Below are 17,931 nucleotides of genomic sequence, written 5' to 3'. Positions count from 1 at the left end.
CACTTAACTTTGTCCAAATGATTTAAATCATTTATTTAATAAAAGACGGAAATTATCTTTGTGGAATGAATAAGGCGATCAAGCAAGACAGACAGCCACCTAACTGGTGGCACCAGGCAGATTTCATGGGCATTCACGCGGTGCCCTTACTGGCATTCTTCACCGGTACAACAGCATTTGACTGGATATTGTGCGGTGTACTGTATGTAGTACGTATGTTTTTTGTAACGGCCGGTTATCACCGTTATTTCTCGCACCGTGCATTTAAAACGTCGCGGTTCTTCCAGTTTATCCTGGCGGGCGGTGCGCAAAGCAGTTTACAGAAGGGCGCCTTATGGTGGTCGGCCAATCACCGTATTCACCACAAGCACAGCGATACCCCCGAAGATCCGCATTCAGCCAATGTTTACGGATTCTGGTACGCACATATCGGCTGGATCATGGGCCCTGAATACAAACCTACCCGTTTTGACCTGATCAAGGATCACAAAGCGAAAGAGTTGTTGTGGCTGAATAAATGGCATATGGTACCAGCAGTGGTATTGGCTATAGCCGTTTATTTTGTTGGTAATAAAGTAAATGGCGCCGGCTGGTTCGACTGGTCCGCAGGGTTATCTACCTTATTGATCGGGTTTTTCCTGAGCACCGTGCTGTTATATCATGGTACTTTTACCATCAATTCACTTATGCACAAAATTGGTAATAAGAGATATTATACCGGGGATGAATCCCGCAACAGTGCTATTCTGGCGCTGATCACCCTGGGAGAAGGCTGGCATAACAACCACCACTACTACCAAAGTGCAGCCAGACAGGGTTTTTATTGGTGGGAATTCGATATCACCTACTATGTTATCAAAACATTAGGTTTCCTGGGAATAGTATGGGAAATACGCCCGGTTCCGGCCAAACTGAAAGAAAGCAATAAGCTGAAACAGCAGTCTGCTCCACGTGTACCAGTGGAGGAACTGAATTAAGCGGATGTTGTCTTTCTCAGGATTAAACTGATTTTACTGATTTGGGGATTTGATCCTTTATGATTTTTTTTGATTAGGGGAGATATAAGCGGATATATTCGTTTATATCTCCCCTAATCTTTTAAAATCATTTATAAAATCCAAAAAATAAAATCCCTAAATCAGTAAAATCAGATTAATCCTGAGAAAGACAAAATCCGCGTTATTTTTTTATCTTGTCTCCCTAAAATTAAAATTCCATGCATTACACACCCGCAGCAGACAGGTATAACAGTATGACCTACAACAGGTGCGGTAAGAGCGGTTTACAGCTGCCTGCCGTATCACTGGGTTTATGGCACAACTTCGGCTCTGTTGATAATTTTGAGAACGGACGCAGTATTATTCATAACGCTTTTGATAAGGGTATCACCCATTTTGATCTCGCCAATAACTACGGACCATTACCCGGCAGTGCGGAAGAGAATTTTGGCAGGGTATTGAAACAGGATTTCACCGGGCATCTGCGGGATGAACTCATCATTTCCACCAAAGCTGGTTATACTATGTGGCCTGGTCCTTATGGCGACTGGGGTTCCCGCAAATACCTTGTTTCCAGCCTGGACCAGAGCTTACGCCGCATGCAGCTCGAATATGTAGACATTTTTTATTCGCACCGCCCCGATCCGGCCACGCCTATTGAAGAAACAATGGGAGCGCTGCACAGCATTGTGCAACAGGGAAAGGCCTTGTACGTGGGGCTTTCCAATTATACTGCCGAACAAACAAAAGTAGCGGTGGATGTATTGAAATCACTGGGTACCCCCTGTCTTATACATCAGCCTAAATACAGCATGTTTGAACGCTGGATAGAAGGCGGATTGCTGGATGTGCTGGAAGCAAACGGCATAGGCTGTATTCCCTTCTCCCCCCTGGCGCAGGGATTACTTACAGACCGTTACCTGAATGGTATCCCGGCGGGCTCCCGCGCCAGCAAACCTACCGGGTTCCTGCAGGAAGGTGAAGTAACGCCTGAAAGAATTGAGAAAGTTAAAAAGCTGAATGTACTGGCTCAACAACGCGGCCAATCCCTCGCCCAGATGGCGCTGGCCTGGATCCTCAAAGACAAACGGATCACCACCGTATTAATCGGCGCCAGCTCCGTTGCACAACTGGACAACAACCTGGATACGTTGAAAAATACAGCTTTTACAAAAGAAGAACTGGACGCTATTGAAGCGATATTAAAATAGTTTTTTAGTGTTTAGCCGTTAGCATCTCCTGCTAACGGCTAACGGCTAACTGCTAACTGCTACTTTCTTCGTTTTGCCCGCTCGTATTGCACCGGCCATTTAATTTCTGCGCCCAATTCATGGGCGGCCCTCAGCGGGAAATAAGGATCACGCAGCATTTCGCGGGCCATTAATACCATATCAGCCCAACCGTTGGCGATTATTGATTCGGCTTCTTCAGGCGTGGTAATTAATCCCACTGCACCGGTGGCAATGCCGGCTTCCTTGCGGATCTTTTCTGCAAAAGGCGTTTGGTATAATGGTCCTACTTTAATTTGCTGGTGTGCAGCCAATCCACCGGAAGAGCAATCAACCAGGTCTACTCCTTTCCCTTTTACAATGGCCGCCAGCTTTACTGATTCTTCCGGATTCCAGCCGCCTTCGGCCCAGTCGGTAGCGGAAATACGCAACAGTAAAGGATATTGCTCCGGCCATACTTCACGAACTGTTTCAACTGTTTCCACGAGGAGCCGGATCCTGTTCTCAAAACTGCCGCCATATTCATCTGTACGTTGATTACTAAGCGGAGATAAAAAGTTGTGCAGCAGATAACCATGCGCGCCGTGTATTTCTATTACCTGGAAGCCAGCCTTTAATGCGCGGATAGCAGCTGCTTTAAAATCGTCTTTCACTTTACGTATGCCTGTTTCCGTGAGTGCTACCGGCACCGGGTACACCTCGTTAAAAGGAATCGCGCTGGGCGCTACCACCTGCCAGCCGCCATCTTCCGCGGGCAGGGCGCGGCTGCCTTCCCACGGCCTTAATGTGCTGGCTTTCCTGCCGGCATGGGCCAGCTGAATACCGGGAACGGCGCCCTGCGCGGAAATAAATGCGGTGATTTCCTGCAGCATAGGTATGTGCTCATCCTTCCAGATGCCCAGGTCGTGAATGGAAATACGGCCTTCCGGAGATACCGCCGCTGCTTCTGTGAGTACCAGCCCCGCACCGCCCACAGCCCGGCTTCCGAGATGCACCAGGTGCCAGTTGGTGGCAAATCCATCGGTGGAAGAATATTCACACATAGGCGATACCGTTATCCTGTTCCGGAAAGTAATGTCCCTCAATTGCAAAGGACTAAACAAATGTGACATAAAACGCTGCTTTTAAGACCTTTAAAATTAAGCATTAATCCTATAGCGAAAACATAATATTCAAGATCTCTAAGGCAAAGCAAATATCCCCCGGAAAAGCCTATTTTTAGGCCATATACCTATAAGTCCGATGTACCTTTTCCCTGTCCGATGCAAATTTGTTGTGCCCCTTGTGCTCTGTTTTGTTTTCTGTTTAAGTGCTATAGCTCAACAAAACGCCGATTTTAATGCTTCCGCCACCAGCGACTGTGAGTCGCTCATCACCAGTTTCACGGATCTGTCTACCGGCAACCCTACTGCCTGGTTGTGGGACTTTGGGAATGGCACTATTTCTACCAAAAAAAATCCCGGCGCTACCTATGTAAAAACCGGGAAATACACCGTATCACTAAAAGTAACTTTTGGAGATGGCAGCACTAAAACTGTTGTTAAAACAGATTACATTGCGGTAAGGGCAAAGCCTGCAGTAAACTTCAGTGTATCTTCCGGTAAAGGATGTGCACCATTCACCACTACATTTACAGATAAATCCACCGCGGAAGGAAGCCTGCAAAATTTCAGCTGGGACTTTGGCGATGGCGAAGTTTTACAGAACGGCAGCAGTACTCCCAGCCATACGTATACCAAACCCGGCGTTTACAGTGTCATTCTTACGGTAACTGACAGCTACGGCTGTACGAACTTTAAAGTGCTGGAAAAAGTAGTGGACGTAGCACCGGCTATTGATGCCAACTTCACCGTAGCAGAAAAAACATTATGCAGTGGCCCAGCCGATGTACTCTTTAAAAACACCACTACAGGTCCCGGTACCCTTTCGTATAAATGGGAATTTGATGATGGCAGCAGCAGTACCCAAAAAGACCCAGGCAAACATACTTTCAACAAAGGGCAACACAGCATTAAGCTCACCGTTACCAATGAACGGGGATGCAGCGATACAAAAGAAGTAAGCGATATCAACGTCGCTAATTATGGTACGGACATTATTGTTCCGCCGCTCCTGTGTTCCAACGAGTATGCCACCTTTAATGCCAGTTTTAGCGGGGTTACCCCCAACAGTACTTTATGGGAATTTAATGGGCAAAACGCTTACGGCAATCTCGACAACGCCACCTATATGCCCTATGGCAGCGCAGGCACTATTACCGTACGGCTTACAGCCTACTACGGAGGCTGTAAAGAAGTGATCGAGAAAAAAGCGGTTATCAATCCTGCTCCCACGGGCTACCTGATGATAGAAAGCCCTCCTACCTGCACGGTACCTGCTACCGTTAAATTCAAGGATAATTTAACAGGCGCCATCAGCTGGAAATGGGATTTTGGCGACGGACAAAGTTCTACCGAACAAAACCCTTCACATATATACCAGGCGGAAGGCGCTTATCAAATTGTGTTAACCGGTACCAGTAGCAACGGTTGCACTATGAACAGTTACAGTGCGGTGGCGGTTTATACTACAAAAATATCTGCCATCTCTTATAACGACAACGGATGCGAAGGCATGTCGTCGGGCTTTACCGCCATTGGCAATTATAATGACCCTATTATAAAATATGAATGGGATTTTGGAGATGGCAGTCCGGTGTCCCATGAAGCCACTCCCAACCATACCTTTGATAAAGCCGGCACCTACCAGACATATCTCCAATATACCACCACGGCAGGTTGCACAGGCAGAATAAAAGTTTATAACGATGTCAGGGTATTTAAAAAACCAATAGTAGATTTCAGCTCTCCCAACGCACCCATCGTGTGTGGGAATTCCCTGGTTACCTTCAGCGACAAGTCTGACGTTGCCGATGCCTGGTCCTGGGAATTTGGAGATGGCGCAGGAGATGGTCATAAAAGCACTCAACATGAATACAGTGAACCCGGCGCGTATGATGTAACACTTACGGTATGGAACGGCGGTTGCCCGGGAACTCTTACCAAAAAGGCATACGTTACTACTATTAACCCGTTCCCCCGGTTTACGATAGACGATGTGGATTGTGCGAACCGGAATGTGATTACCGTGACCGATGGTTCTCTTGGCGCTACCGGCTGGAAATGGGAATGGGGCGACGGACAGGATACCGCTTATGCGGTGCGCAGCAATAAAGTATCGCATTATTACCAAAAGACAGGCACCTATATTATTAAACTGACTACCACTGCGGGCAATTGCACCACTTTTAAAGAAGTAATGGCACGTGTATATGCTAATTCACCGATTGAAATCACTACGGATAAAACCATCCTGTGTAGCGGAGATGCGCTGACAACCAGCATTACAAAATCTGATCCGGCCTATTATAATGTGGCTGGTTATCGCTGGCAATTAAACGACTATAGCGTTTATCATAACAATTCCAGCCAGTCGTTTGGCTATTACATCACTGAACCCGGTAAGTATCGCGTACGGGTAATCGGTATCAATGATCTGGGCTGTGTGGACAGCAGTAATTCTATTGATGTAACTGTACGTGGCGCTGTTGCAGATTACAATTTCCCCATCCCCTACTCCTGCCGCGGCACCGAAATTAGCTTTACTGATAATTCAAATGTCAGCAACAGCAGTGGCATTGTTAAATGGGAATGGGACTTCAGGGACGGAAGTACGCCGCAAACTTTTACTACGCCCCCCTTTAAACATACCTACACCAGGTCGGGCTATTACCAGCCTTCCGTTACCGTTACAGATAAAGAAGGCTGCAGAAATACATTTGATGGCAGGTACATCCAGGTGAATGGCCCTATAGCCGATTTTGAAGCTGATAACTACATCGTAAAACCCGGTACAGATGTGCTTTTCCGCAACACTTCCAGTGAAGTGGGGGGTAACATTTCCACGGTTACATGGAACTTTGGAGACAACTATACTTCCAATGCCATGCAGGACGTAACCCATAATTATCCCAACAAAGGACTGTATCCTGTAACAATAAAAGTAAATGATGATAACGGCTGTACAGACGAGATAACCAAAAATATCAAGGTGGCATCGGTAGCCGCCAGTTTCGTTTATACATCAGAATTTGTAAACGGCAGCAAATGTGCCCCGATGATATTCCGCTTCACGAACACTTCCATTAACTATACTTCCTGCTCCTGGGATTTTGGCGACGGCGGCACCTCCGATCAGTTTTACCCGGTACACACTTACACCGAATCCGGGCATTATACAGTAAAGTTAAAAGTAAAAGGCGATGCAGACACGGAAGATGAATACAGCGAGATAGTAATCGTTACCGGGCCTTACGCCACCATCGCAACCAGTGCCGACGGTGGTTGTCTTGAAAAAGAAATCACCTTTACCATCAAGCCTGAAAATGCCACTACCTTTAGCTGGGACTTTACAGATGGCAACGTGGAACAAACCACTGCGCTCGAAATAAAACATCATTTCACTGAACCAGGCATCTACAAACCCCGGTTACTACTGAAAGATGATGCCGGCTGTAAAGGCAGCGCCTTCCTGGATCAGCCGGTGGTGATAGATCAGCTGGATATTAAGCTGAATCCATCTACCCCAAAAATATGCGATGCAGGAACGCTTACTTTTGCCCCTGAGTTTAACAGCTACTCTGCAGATGAACTGGGCATTACACCTACTTATACCTGGACATATGATGCCGCACTTACTCCTACTGATATCAATACCACTACACCGGTATTTCACCTCGATAAATCAGGCGAATATAAATTCGGCATGACGGCTACTACTAAATACGGCTGCACACAAACAGTAGAAGTACCGGTAAACGTATACCCGAAGCCGTTAGCTGCTATCAGTGCGCCTGATAAAGCATGTAAGGATGTACCCCTAACCCTCAGTGGCAGCGTTACCAAAACAAATGACGTTACCTGGAGCTGGAATTTTGGTAACAATACCACCAGTGATATACAGCAACCACCGGCGTTGGCTTATTCCCAACCGGGCCTGGTACAGGTGAAGCTCACCGTTACCAGTAAAGAAGGCTGCACCGACGAGGTAATACATCCGCTGGATATTTTACCATTACCGGATATCAACGCCAGCGCACCGGCGGATTTTGTTTGTCTTGGTAACACCACGGTATTACATGCCGGCGGCGGCGGTACTTATGAATGGACCCCTGCAACCGGGTTAAATGATCCTTCCATTGCAATGCCTACAGCCTCGCCGCTGGTCACCACCGCCTACCAGGTAAAAGTAACCGACAACAATGGATGCATGAATAACGATGAAATAGAGATCCGCGTAGTACAACCCTTTACGATACAAGCCACTCCTGATACTGTTTTATGCCTCGGCGATAAATTGCCGCTGCATGTAGCTGGTGCCGATTATTACACGTGGACAGGAACCGGCATCGACAAACCCTCCTCTCCTGCGCCGGTAGCCACGCTCACCGGCGCCGGTCAATACGTGTATGAAGTAACCGGGTTTGATAAGGACAATTGTTTCTCTGATAAAACTTCCCTTACAGTAAGGGTACATCCCACGCCCACCGTAAATGCAGGGGTGGACCGTGAAATAATGGCCGGCATTCCCGTATACCTGGCAGCCAACAACAGCAACGATGTGATCCGCTGGCGCTGGACGCCCGCGGAATTCCTGGACTGCGCCTCCTGCGCACGCGTGCAGGCACTACCCGATTTCACCACGAAGTACCGGGTGGAAGTAGAAAACGTATATGGCTGCAAGGCTGCCGACGACGTGGTGCTGCACATCCTCTGCAACCAAAGCGCTGTATTTATGTCAAACGCATTTACGCCCAATCGCGATGGCAGGAATGAACGCATCTATCCTAAAGGTAAAGGCGTGAAGGAAATTGAATGGCTGCGTATCTACGACCGTTGGGGTACCCTCGTTTTTGAGAACACCCACTTTGCTATCAACGCCCCTGCCGCAGGCTGGGATGGCCGTAGTGGTAATAAAGAAGCGCCAATGGGCACTTATATTTATTCCATGCAAACCGTGTGTGAAGGCGGTGAAAAATTTGAGTTTAAGGGGAGTATTACGCTGATAAAATAAGGCGGATGTTATTTAATTTGTGGAGAATATGACGAAGGAAACCATCATACATCACCAGTTGAAATTGAACAGGGATGGATATACGATAATACCGGATGTATTCCCTGAAAGTGCTATCCGGGAAATGATTGCTGTGATTGATAGCGCGGATCATACCGGCCCGCTATTCCGGAAAACCAAGGATCTCTTTGCCATCCGCCGTTTTTTGCAGGAGGCGCCTTCCATCACCCCGCTGATATTTATACCAGCCATCAGGCAAATTGCCCGGGAGCTGTTTGGCCCAAAACATGTTCCCGTTAAATCCATTTATTTTGATAAGCCCGGGCAATCCAACTGGTTTGTGGCCTGGCACCAGGATCTCACCATTTCGGTAACAGAGAGGCTGCCCGTAGCCGGCTATGGCCCCTGGACTGTAAAGCCCGGCCAGTTTGCCGTGCAGCCACCAACAGATATACTGGAAAGCATTTATACCCTCCGCATTCATCTTGATGATACGGACGAACAGAACGGCGCATTAAAAGTATTGCCCGGCTCTCACGCAAAAGGTGTTCACCGGCCAGACAGTATTGATCTGAACCAAACCCCGGACGTGAGCTGCTGCGTACAAAAAGGCGGCGTGATGATCATGCGGCCATTGCTGATGCATGCTTCCGGGCGCAGCAGCAACGGGCATAACCGGCGGGTAATACATATTGAATTCAGCGACCGGGAACTGGCGGGTGGACTGCAATGGGCGGAAGCGCGGATGTTGTCTTTCCCAGGATTACGCTGATTTTATTGATTTAGGAGATTTGATCACTTTTGATTTAAAAAGATTTTGGGAGATATAAGCGGATATTTTCGCTTATATCTCCCAAAATCTTTTTAATCCTTTATAAAATCCCAAAAAATAAAATCAGGCAAATCAGTATAATCAGCGTAATCCTGGGAAAGACAACCTTCGCTCAATACCCTGCGTTCTGTTTCAACGTAGCTGTACCATTTTTAACGCTAAGATCGATCTGGCGTTGCGGAATCGGGAACCTCACATTTTTGCTGGTGAAGTTACCGTTCACGATGTCGGTGGTGATATCTTTCTCGTAACTGAAATAGCGGTTCAGTTCTGTTTGCGCAATACCCCAGCGTACCAGGTCAAAGTAGCGGTGGCCTTCCATTGCCAGTTCCAGCTTGCGTTCAAACTGGATGGCTTTGATGGCCCATGCTTTCCCGTTGGCAGTAAAGGCTCCTGCAGGATATGCTTTGATATTGTATTTCGCTGCGGGCGTGTTCGTATATCCATCCATCGGGTGGGCAGGGTTTAGGTATGTTTTCACCCAGCCTGCGGGATTGGCGGCGCGGGTGCGTACGGTATTTACATGATCCTCTGCGGTACCCAGACTTCCGGCCTGTGCCTGGCATTCGGCAGCCATAAGCAATACATCTGCGAAGCGGATCAGTACATAGTTGATGGCGTTGCCGGGCGCCCATCCGTTACCGTCGTAAAATTTATCCTGGGTAGCCTGCATGTATACATTTTTGATGGCGGCATAGGGCCCTGCCGATTGCTGGTCACGCACCCAGTTCATGCCGGGGTGATTGCCCCAGTCGAGGAAAGGAATACCGCGGCGGCCAACGGTCCAGTCGAGACGTGGATCCAGGTTGCCGGCATCTGGTGTAAACGCGGCGCTGCTGGCTAACCCCATGTCATTTTTTACGGGATGATCATTAAAGTCATCGATATAAGGCAGGCCGTTGGCATCGGTGCGATAAGAGTTCACCAGGTCCTGGGAGGGCTGGTAAAAACCGCAGCAGCTGAAAGGTCCGTTATAAGGATAGTTCAGCATTTCGCCCTGGTTAGCATTGCCGGTGCCACCGGAACCATCGTTGGCGCTGTACTGGATAGAGAAAACCGCTTCACTGTTATTCTCTGTAAAAGCATCAAAATTATCATGGAACTTTATAGTGAGTGCGTAGGGAGTTCCTTTGGCAGTAACGCCGTGCGCAATCACATCTTCAAAAATGGGCATGGCTTCCGCATATTTCTTTTCATAGAGCAATGTTTTGGCCAGGTACGCTTTGGCGGCCCAGCTGTTAGCACGACCAATTACATCCTGTATTTCATTGAGATTTTCAGCTGCATATTTAAAATCCGCTTCAATCATCGGCCAGATGTCTTTGTCGTTGGGTATTTTGTATTCATCTACATCCAGCTTATTATAGCTGTTGGAATTTTCATCTACCCAGGGAACATTATCAAACATCTTTTTCAGATCTGAATAATAATGCCCGCGAAGGAACCGGGCTTCTCCTGCCACTTCTTTCTTTTCATCTTCCGTCATGTCGGTAATATTCGGAAGAATGTGCAATACAAAGTTACAACGGCGCACGCCTTCATAATTTACGCGCCATTTATCATTGAAGAAGCCATTGGTAGCATTCCCTACGAAAGTGCCTATTTGTAATATGGCGGCGGCATCGCCGGGATCACTGCCTTTATGGGCATCTCCACCGCATACGCTGCCATAGATCCAATTATCGGGCGACACGGCAAAACCGCTGCCACCGGAGATATTCACCATATCGCCATCTTTAAAATCCTGCCCGTCCAATGCGCCGTAGGCGCCTATGAGCAATGTATTCACGCCCTTCTTATTGGTGAGGGAAGATTCTTCGAGGGAAGATTGTGGCGTACGTTCGAGAAAACTCTTATTACAACCGGAAATAAAGGGAGTTGCAATAGCCGCACTCAATAGTATATGATATAATGATTTCATGATCCTGCTTTTTTTAAATGAGCAATTGTTAGAAACCCAGGTTAATTCCAATGAGGAACTGGCGCTGGTTGGGGTAAGCGCCTTCGTCTACGCCAAAGTCCGTGATATCGGAACCACCGATTTCAGGATCCAGTCCGGAATATTTTGTGATGGTAAATACGTTGGCGGCCTGGATATACACACGCAGTTTTTCAACGTGTATGCCCGACAGCAATTTAGTGGGCAGGGTATATCCGAGCTGCATATTTTTGGCCCGGAGATAGGCGCCGTTTTCCACCATATAAGAGTTGGGGACGCCCTGTGTGCTGGTAGATCCGTCTACTTCCTGGATAGGCGCTGTTGCGTTGTGATGATCGGGTCTCCAGGAATCATACAAGGCGGTTTTGCTTTTGGCGCTTTCAAAAGAGGGGTAGAAATCGCGCCACCAGCGCACGTTATTCCAGATCTGGTTGCCGTGTGTACCAAAGAGGAAGATGCTGAAATCAAATCCTTTGTAAGTTACGCCCAGGTTGATGCCGTAGGAGAAGTCGGGGTTAGGATTACCGAGGAAGGTACGGTCGTCTGGTGTAATGATCCCATCGCCGTTCACATCCTGGTAGCGGAAGCGTCCAAGCCCTTCGCCTTCCTGGTAAATGGCGTCTGTGTTATTGGTTACTTTCTTTGCCTGTTCATCTGCTGCTGTAATTTCAGATTCTTCGTTCCAGAAACCGATCACTTTATATCCAAAGAAAGAGGAAACCGGTTGTTCTACTGCGTTGCGGATGATGTTGCTGCCATCGAAGCGGCGACCGTCGCTATCGAAGTAGTCTACCCCATCTGCAATTTTCACGATCTTATTTTTATAGGTAGTGAGCGTACCGCTGATATTCAGCTGCAGATCTTTGTTGATATTTTTGTGCCAGCCGATGGAGAAGTCGAACCCTTCATTTTTCATGCGGGCGATATTTACAAACGGCTGCGCGCCGGTACCGGCCAGTCCGGGCAGTTCTGGATTGTACAGCAGGTCTTTAATATCTTTGCGGTAGTAGTCGGCAGAGAAGTCCAGTTGTCCGTTAAAGAGACTGGCATCGATACCGATATTTGCATTCACATCGCTTTCCCATTTGGCGTCGGGGTTACCGATTTGTGTGCCTGCAAAGCCTGCATTGAGGCCATTGTTAACGCCGGCCAGATCGTAATAGGAAGAGTTGCGGTTGCCGCCGTAAAGGAAGTAGCCGTTGTTAACGCTGAGGTTTAGCTGGTTACCCATGATCCCCCATCCGCCGCGGATCTTCAGGTCGGAGATCCAGCTGATCTTCTTCATAAATTCTTCCTGGGAAATACGCCATCCTGCAGTAATAGCGGGGAAGGTACCGTAATGATCGTTTACAAATTTGGAGGAACCATCGCGGCGTATGGTGGCGCTTAAAAGATACCGGTCGTTGAATGAATAATCCACGCGGCCCAGGATAGAAAACAGCCCTTCTGATTGACGGTTGCTGTAATTGGTTTGAGTACCGGTGCCGGTGCTCAGGTCGGGGAAGTAATCATCGAACGTAAAATAATCTTTTGTGGTACCGCCTACTGCACGGCTACGACTATCAAAAGACTCCGTGCCGGCAATTATTTTCAGATCGTGTTTATTAAAGGTCTGGTGATAAGTAAGGGTGTTGGTCCAGGTCCAGCTATGTGCGTTGTTAGATCCTTCTGTATAGGAATTGCTGGTAGAATTTTCTTTGTTCTCGTATTGCGGGAAGAGGAAAGAGTGCGACCAGCCGGAGGCTACTTCTCCACCGAAGCTGGTGCGGAAGGTCAGGTATCTGAGGAAGTCCACTTCTCCATATACATTACCAAACAAACGGGTATTCAGGCCTTTATTATTCCGGGTGCGGTACTGCATCGCTACCGGGTTAAAAGCGTCGCCCAGTGCGTCGCCGGAGGAACCGGCAAAGTTGCCTTTGATATCATATACCGGTATGATGCTCTGTTCGCGCATAGCATGACCAATAGCGGCGTCCGACGTATTAATATCTACCGAAGGATTTTCTGACATCGAAAAGGCGAGGTTCTCTCCCACCCTGATACCCGGTGTGATATTATACTGGGTGTTGGAACGTACCGTATATCTTCTCAGGTAGGTGTTCATTAAAGTACCCTGCTGATTAAAATAATTAAGGGAGAAGAGATAGTTACCCTTATCGCCGCCGCCGCTTACTGCCACGTTATGACTGGTAATAGGCGCCGGGCGGAAGATTTCGCGGTACCAGCTGGTACCTGCTTTGTTGGCTCTTGAAATCTGGTAGAAGCTATTATAATCGTCCAGGTCAGTATAGTTTGGATTTACATAATAGAGAGATGGATCAACGGAGGGATCTCCTTCCATTGCGCCCGATGGCAGGATATAATCCGGAATAACGGGTTTTGTACCGTTGCCATAGAGTTCCGTTCCGGGATCCAGTCCGGAATTTTTATAGGCCAGCCACCGGAGATCCGCCTGTTCCTGGGGGTTGAGGGTATTCCATACGTTGCCATTCTTCGGATACTGGCGGCCGTAGTAGCCATCGTAAGCCACCTTTACTTTGCCGGAACCGCGGCGGGTAGTGATGATGATTACCCCGTTGGAGGCGCGGGAACCGTAGATGGAAGCTGCGCCGGCATCTTTCAACACCTGCAGGCTGGCTACATCGTTGGGGTTGAGGTCCGCGATGTCGGTAGTAGGTACGCCGTCCACTACATAAAGCGGGGAATTGGCGCCAAAGGTATTTACGCCGCGGATCCGGATCTGCGGGGATTCTCCCGGCTGACCGGAACCTATAACGGTAACCCCTGATGCCTGTCCCTGTAACTGTTCAGTTACCTGGCCGGAGGGTTGCTTTTTCAGGTTATCGATATTCACTACGGCCACGGAACCGGTGAGGTCTTTCTTCTTTTGCGTGGTGTAACCCGTTACCACTATTTCATTCAGTGCACTGGAACCTTCTTTCATGGTAACGTTAATCAGTGATCTACCGCCAACGGGTATACGTTGTGCTTCGTACCCGATGAAAGTGATATCCAGTTCATCGCTGCTTCTTCCCGGTGCGACAATGGTATAGGAGCCGTCGGCATTGGAAACGGCGCCGATGCTGGTACCCGCGATGCGAACCGTTACACCGGCTACGGGGTTACCTTTTTCATCCCTTACCACACCTTTTACCGGGTGCTGTTGCTGTATGGTAGCTGGTTCTGCAGGAGCGGGAACAATGGTTTTTTCGGTGACCATATAAAAGTGTTCCCTTACCTTTTCGAAGTGCAGGTTAAAGGGAGACAATGCCTTACCGAGCGCTTCTTCGGCCGACTGGCACGCAGCTACCGACAATTGTATCTTTTTGTTTTTAACCAGGTTGCTTTTGTAGGCGATGGATACGTTGAAATGTTGCTCGATCAGGTGAAGAACAGTTTTCAGGGATGATTCATCTGGTTGTGCTTCCGCACTGTTACCGGTTTCAGGAGGAACCGGCTGTTTGCCGGCATCAGTCAATTCCTGAGCTGATACCGTTTGGGACAGGAAATACAGGGCCAATGCTTGCATCAGCAAAACACGTAAACCTTTTTTCATCTTGAACAGGTTTTAACGATTAAGAATAAGACATCTATAAAATCGGGCGGCGAGTGTTACGGTTTATGGATCCAGACTTCATCGCCTCTTTGGTTGAATTGCATACGGAAAACCTTACCCAGCTGTGTCATCATGGTATCGGCGTTGTAAATGATAGGCATTGAACCCGATACTTTATAGTTTAATAGTTGTGTGTCACGAACGATTAGTTTTTTACCAAACACCTGTTCCATAAAAACGGCCGCATCTGCCAGTGTAAAATCATCCATGATTAACCGGCCGGTGTGCCAGGAGGTGTAGTGTATGGCATCTACACTTTTCTTGGTATAATCGCCATCCTGTTTGTTGTAGCGGAGCATTTCCCCGGGCTGCAGGTATAGCGCTGCGGCTTTCCCTTTATTGGTTTCGCCGATATTGAGCAGGATACTACCCTGCTGCAGTACTACTACTATTTCTTTACCGGTGCTGTTTACGTTGAACTGTGTACCCAGCACTTCCACATCCAGGTGATCATACGTATGAACGATAAATTTCTGTTGGGAAGCAGTATGCTTTACATGAAAAAAGGCTTCTCCATCGAGCCATACTTCGCGCTGCCCGTTTCCGGCTACGGCATACAACAGGCGGGAGTCGGCATTCAGCGTAACTTCCGAGCTATCCGGCAGCATCAGGTTCCTGGTTTCTCCCAGCCGGGTAAAGGTGCTGAGGATGGCCGGTTGCGGCCCCGCAGGCTTCCACCACCACCATGCTGCTGTGAACAGGATACCCAGTATGACGGCGGCGGCATATTTGCCCACACTTCTCCAGGTGGATGGACGTAACGGCGCCGCTGTTGCTTCTTCCTCCTCTTCCAGTCCATTCAGCACAGCATCCCACAGCTGTTCCTTGTCCGGTGCGGACAGGGAATAATCGCGGAAGCGGATGCTTTGCACGAGTTGCCTGGCGTTGCGGATGACCGGTTCTTTTTCCGGGTGTTGTCTGAGCCATGATTCCCAGAACACATTCGGTTGCTCCGGGTGTAACACCCATTGCTGAAAATCTTCATCCATTGCAAACTCCCGGGCGATGTATGATAAATAGTTACTGGCTGCCAAGAGAACGTGCTTTTACCTAAAGAGCAGGTAAAGCTCAAAATCTCATCATTTTTTTTTAACTTTTTTTTATTTGCTTAAAAGCATCAACAGGAGCGGCATAGGGAGATTTCTTTTGAGGATGCCGATGGCTTTGGAGATGGTGTTATATACAGAATCGACCTGCATGGACATGATGTCGGCCACTTCGGTATAGTTCAGGTTCTGGAAGAAACGGAGATAGATGGCTTCCCGCTGGCGCCGGGAAAGGTTGCTGAGGGCTTCCTGGAGTAGGCGCTTTTGTTCTTCTGCGGTTTCGTGCTGGATTAACTGGTTTTCGAGAGGAAGGGTATATTCAAATTCAAAGGCTTCCCATGATTCGCGGTGCTGGTACCGGCGATCCTTACGCAAAGCGCGGAGCAGCCGTCTTCTCAGGCTGCTGATGAGGTAATACCGGACGTTCCCGATATTGGTGGTCAGGTGTTCCCTGCTAATCCAGAGATCCTGGAACAGATCCTGCAAACAGTCTTTAACCCTTTCTTTATCCTGGCAGAAATGCATGCCATAATGAAAGAGGTCATCGATGTGCGCATCGTATATTCCGGCGAAAGCGTGGCGGTCACCCTGTAGAAAGAGTCCCCAAAGTGAGGAATGGGAAGCCACCACGTGCAGCCCCGATCTGAAGGCTTTCCCTGTATTCATACTATTCTGGTTGATCTGCTAAAGCTTGTTAATTATTCTGACACTTGCAAATATTTTTTGGTACAGGATATGTCTGGTGATGTATAACATTAAAACTGAACGATATGAAAAACCTCACGTATTTGTTGCTTTCGTGTCTTGTACTTTTTCTCAGCAGCTGTAAAATCATAGGTGGTATATTCAAAGCAGGCGTATGGACGGGTATATTAGCTGTAGCAGTAGTGGTGGGCCTGATTATTTTTTTAATAAGCCGCGGAGGCAAACGGGGATAGTTTTTTTAGAAATGCAGCCTTGTAGCAGATGGTTACAAGGCTGCATTGTTACTAGTGGTGTGTTGATTCCAATTTCTTCAATCGCTTTGTTAAAGAAATATTCTCCTTCTTCAGTTCAATCATATAGAGGGTGAGTTCTTCTACTTTCCTGAGCAATATTTCATTCATGGCCCCAACATCTACGCTGCCTGTGCGTTGTACTTCTGCCTGTGAAGGTACTCCGGGTAAGTGCTGATGCACATTAATAAAGTCTTCTATCTCCAATAAACCTGGTAATTTATAAGATGGATTAAAAACATAGTCCGGCCAATCCGTGGTGGTTACCTTTATGCGCTTCGCCTTAATATCGCCATTCACAGACAGGCGGGTGTAGGTATTCATGGTGCCGATGACACATTCATATCGATATTCATTCCAAAAGGATAAGGAGCGGGATTAGTTAATTTCAGATTACCACGGTTAATATGCAGTAACGCGTTTGCAGAAGGAGTATTGGTTCCAATACCAACTTCACTAATCAGGTATAAAACTATGGTTGTAAAAGGTAACCATCCGGTTGTTAAAGGGTATTTAATACGCTTCAGCGATTTTTTTCCTGCTCCTGCTTCAACATCATCTCCAGCAGTTCAATACGTTTCCGTTCTGTAGCCAGAAGCTGATCATATAAAGCCACTATTTTTTCGATGGGATTAAACTGATAATTGATCACGGTATTATTCTGGTCATATACGTTATTGATGATCACATCTTCCCGGAAATTACGGATCACATCCGGCGATACTTCCAGGGCGGAAGCCACTCTCTCCAACCGTTCGTCGTCCATTGATTCACAATTTTCCATTTTAGATAATGCCTGTTGAGTAACGCCTAACCGACGCGCCAGATCAGCCTGCTTAATGCCTCGGATTTCCCGGAGGCGGGCAATTTTCTGACCAATATTCATATAAAAAAAGTTTTACCTTCTAAAAGTACGTCAAACAATTAAATAATAGTTGATCCGGCGTTTTTTTCAAATACTTTATATACAATAAGTTAGCGGGGCAGGTGGTCAAACAGGTTGTAAAAAACAACTATACCGGATGTATTTTACAACCAACAAAATTTGCATTACGAGCAATATTATGAAATCTTTGTTTCGGTGCTGCAACAGTTCCTATATGCTAAAAACAGCATCCACCCACAACCAAATGATAAACATTCCCCTATTTGTGATCCACGT

General features: G+C 47.6%; 11 protein-coding genes. 4 read left to right on the top strand and 7 right to left on the bottom strand.

From position 1 onward, the window contains the following. The first annotated feature begins 65 nt into the window (after nucleotides 1–65). Entirely contained in the window at nucleotides 66–977 is a 912-nt protein-coding gene (locus ACMXI2_RS09960) for an acyl-CoA desaturase (protein ID WP_483781447.1), read from the top strand. A gap of 239 nt (nucleotides 978–1,216) precedes the next feature. Further along, nucleotides 1,217–2,209: an L-glyceraldehyde 3-phosphate reductase gene (mgrA, locus tag ACMXI2_RS09955; RefSeq protein ID WP_483781446.1), complete on the top strand. Its 993-nt coding sequence runs from the start codon at nucleotides 1,217–1,219 to the stop codon at nucleotides 2,207–2,209. A 59-nt stretch (nucleotides 2,210–2,268) separates the two neighbouring features. Here mgrA and namA read toward each other — a convergent pair whose 3' ends face one another. Beyond that, complete coding sequence (gene namA / locus ACMXI2_RS09950; protein ID WP_483781445.1) at nucleotides 2,269–3,339, bottom strand: NADPH dehydrogenase NamA; 1,071 nt, start codon at nucleotides 3,337–3,339, stop codon at nucleotides 2,269–2,271. Nucleotides 3,340–3,511: 172 nt separating this feature from the next. Here namA and ACMXI2_RS09945 point away from each other — a divergent pair, with 172 nt between their 5' ends. Then, a complete protein-coding gene (locus ACMXI2_RS09945; RefSeq protein WP_483781444.1) occupies nucleotides 3,512–8,338 on the top strand; it encodes a PKD domain-containing protein in 4,827 nt (1,608 codons plus the stop codon). A gap of 28 nt (nucleotides 8,339–8,366) precedes the next feature. Next, nucleotides 8,367–9,110, top strand: a complete 744-nt coding sequence (locus tag ACMXI2_RS09940) for a phytanoyl-CoA dioxygenase family protein (RefSeq protein WP_483781443.1) — start codon at nucleotides 8,367–8,369, stop codon at nucleotides 9,108–9,110. Nucleotides 9,111–9,282: 172 nt separating this feature from the next. On the opposite strand, the gene ACMXI2_RS09935 is transcribed toward ACMXI2_RS09940, so the two are convergent. From ACMXI2_RS09935 to ACMXI2_RS09910, 6 genes are all read right to left on the bottom strand, one after another. Continuing rightward, nucleotides 9,283–11,091 carry a RagB/SusD family nutrient uptake outer membrane protein gene (locus tag ACMXI2_RS09935; protein WP_483781442.1) on the bottom strand — a complete coding sequence of 603 codons (1,809 nt, stop codon included), beginning with the start codon at nucleotides 11,089–11,091 and terminating at the stop codon, nucleotides 9,283–9,285. Nucleotides 11,092–11,119: 28 nt separating this feature from the next. Next, complete coding sequence (locus ACMXI2_RS09930; protein ID WP_483781441.1) at nucleotides 11,120–14,668, bottom strand: SusC/RagA family TonB-linked outer membrane protein; 3,549 nt, start codon at nucleotides 14,666–14,668, stop codon at nucleotides 11,120–11,122. Between the two features lie 56 nt (nucleotides 14,669–14,724). Then, nucleotides 14,725–15,762 (bottom strand): FecR domain-containing protein, encoded by a 1,038-nt coding sequence (locus tag ACMXI2_RS09925; protein ID WP_483781440.1) that lies wholly within the window; start codon nucleotides 15,760–15,762, stop codon nucleotides 14,725–14,727. 66 nt (nucleotides 15,763–15,828) lie between these two features. After that, nucleotides 15,829–16,440, bottom strand: coding sequence for an RNA polymerase sigma factor (locus ACMXI2_RS09920; RefSeq protein ID WP_483781439.1), 612 nt, complete (start codon nucleotides 16,438–16,440; stop codon nucleotides 15,829–15,831). A 323-nt stretch (nucleotides 16,441–16,763) separates the two neighbouring features. Continuing rightward, on the bottom strand, nucleotides 16,764–17,093 hold the full coding sequence (locus tag ACMXI2_RS09915) for a hypothetical protein (protein WP_483781438.1): 330 nt from the start codon (nucleotides 17,091–17,093) through the stop codon (nucleotides 16,764–16,766). A gap of 199 nt (nucleotides 17,094–17,292) precedes the next feature. Then, nucleotides 17,293–17,655 carry a helix-turn-helix domain-containing protein gene (locus ACMXI2_RS09910; RefSeq protein ID WP_483781437.1) on the bottom strand — a complete coding sequence of 121 codons (363 nt, stop codon included), beginning with the start codon at nucleotides 17,653–17,655 and terminating at the stop codon, nucleotides 17,293–17,295. Nucleotides 17,656–17,931: the final 276 nt, after the last annotated feature.

Source organism: Chitinophaga sp. G7 BAM 1005, assembly GCF_057126945.1.
Note: the sequence above shows the minus strand (reverse complement) of the source record. Positions and strands in the feature narration are given on the sequence as shown.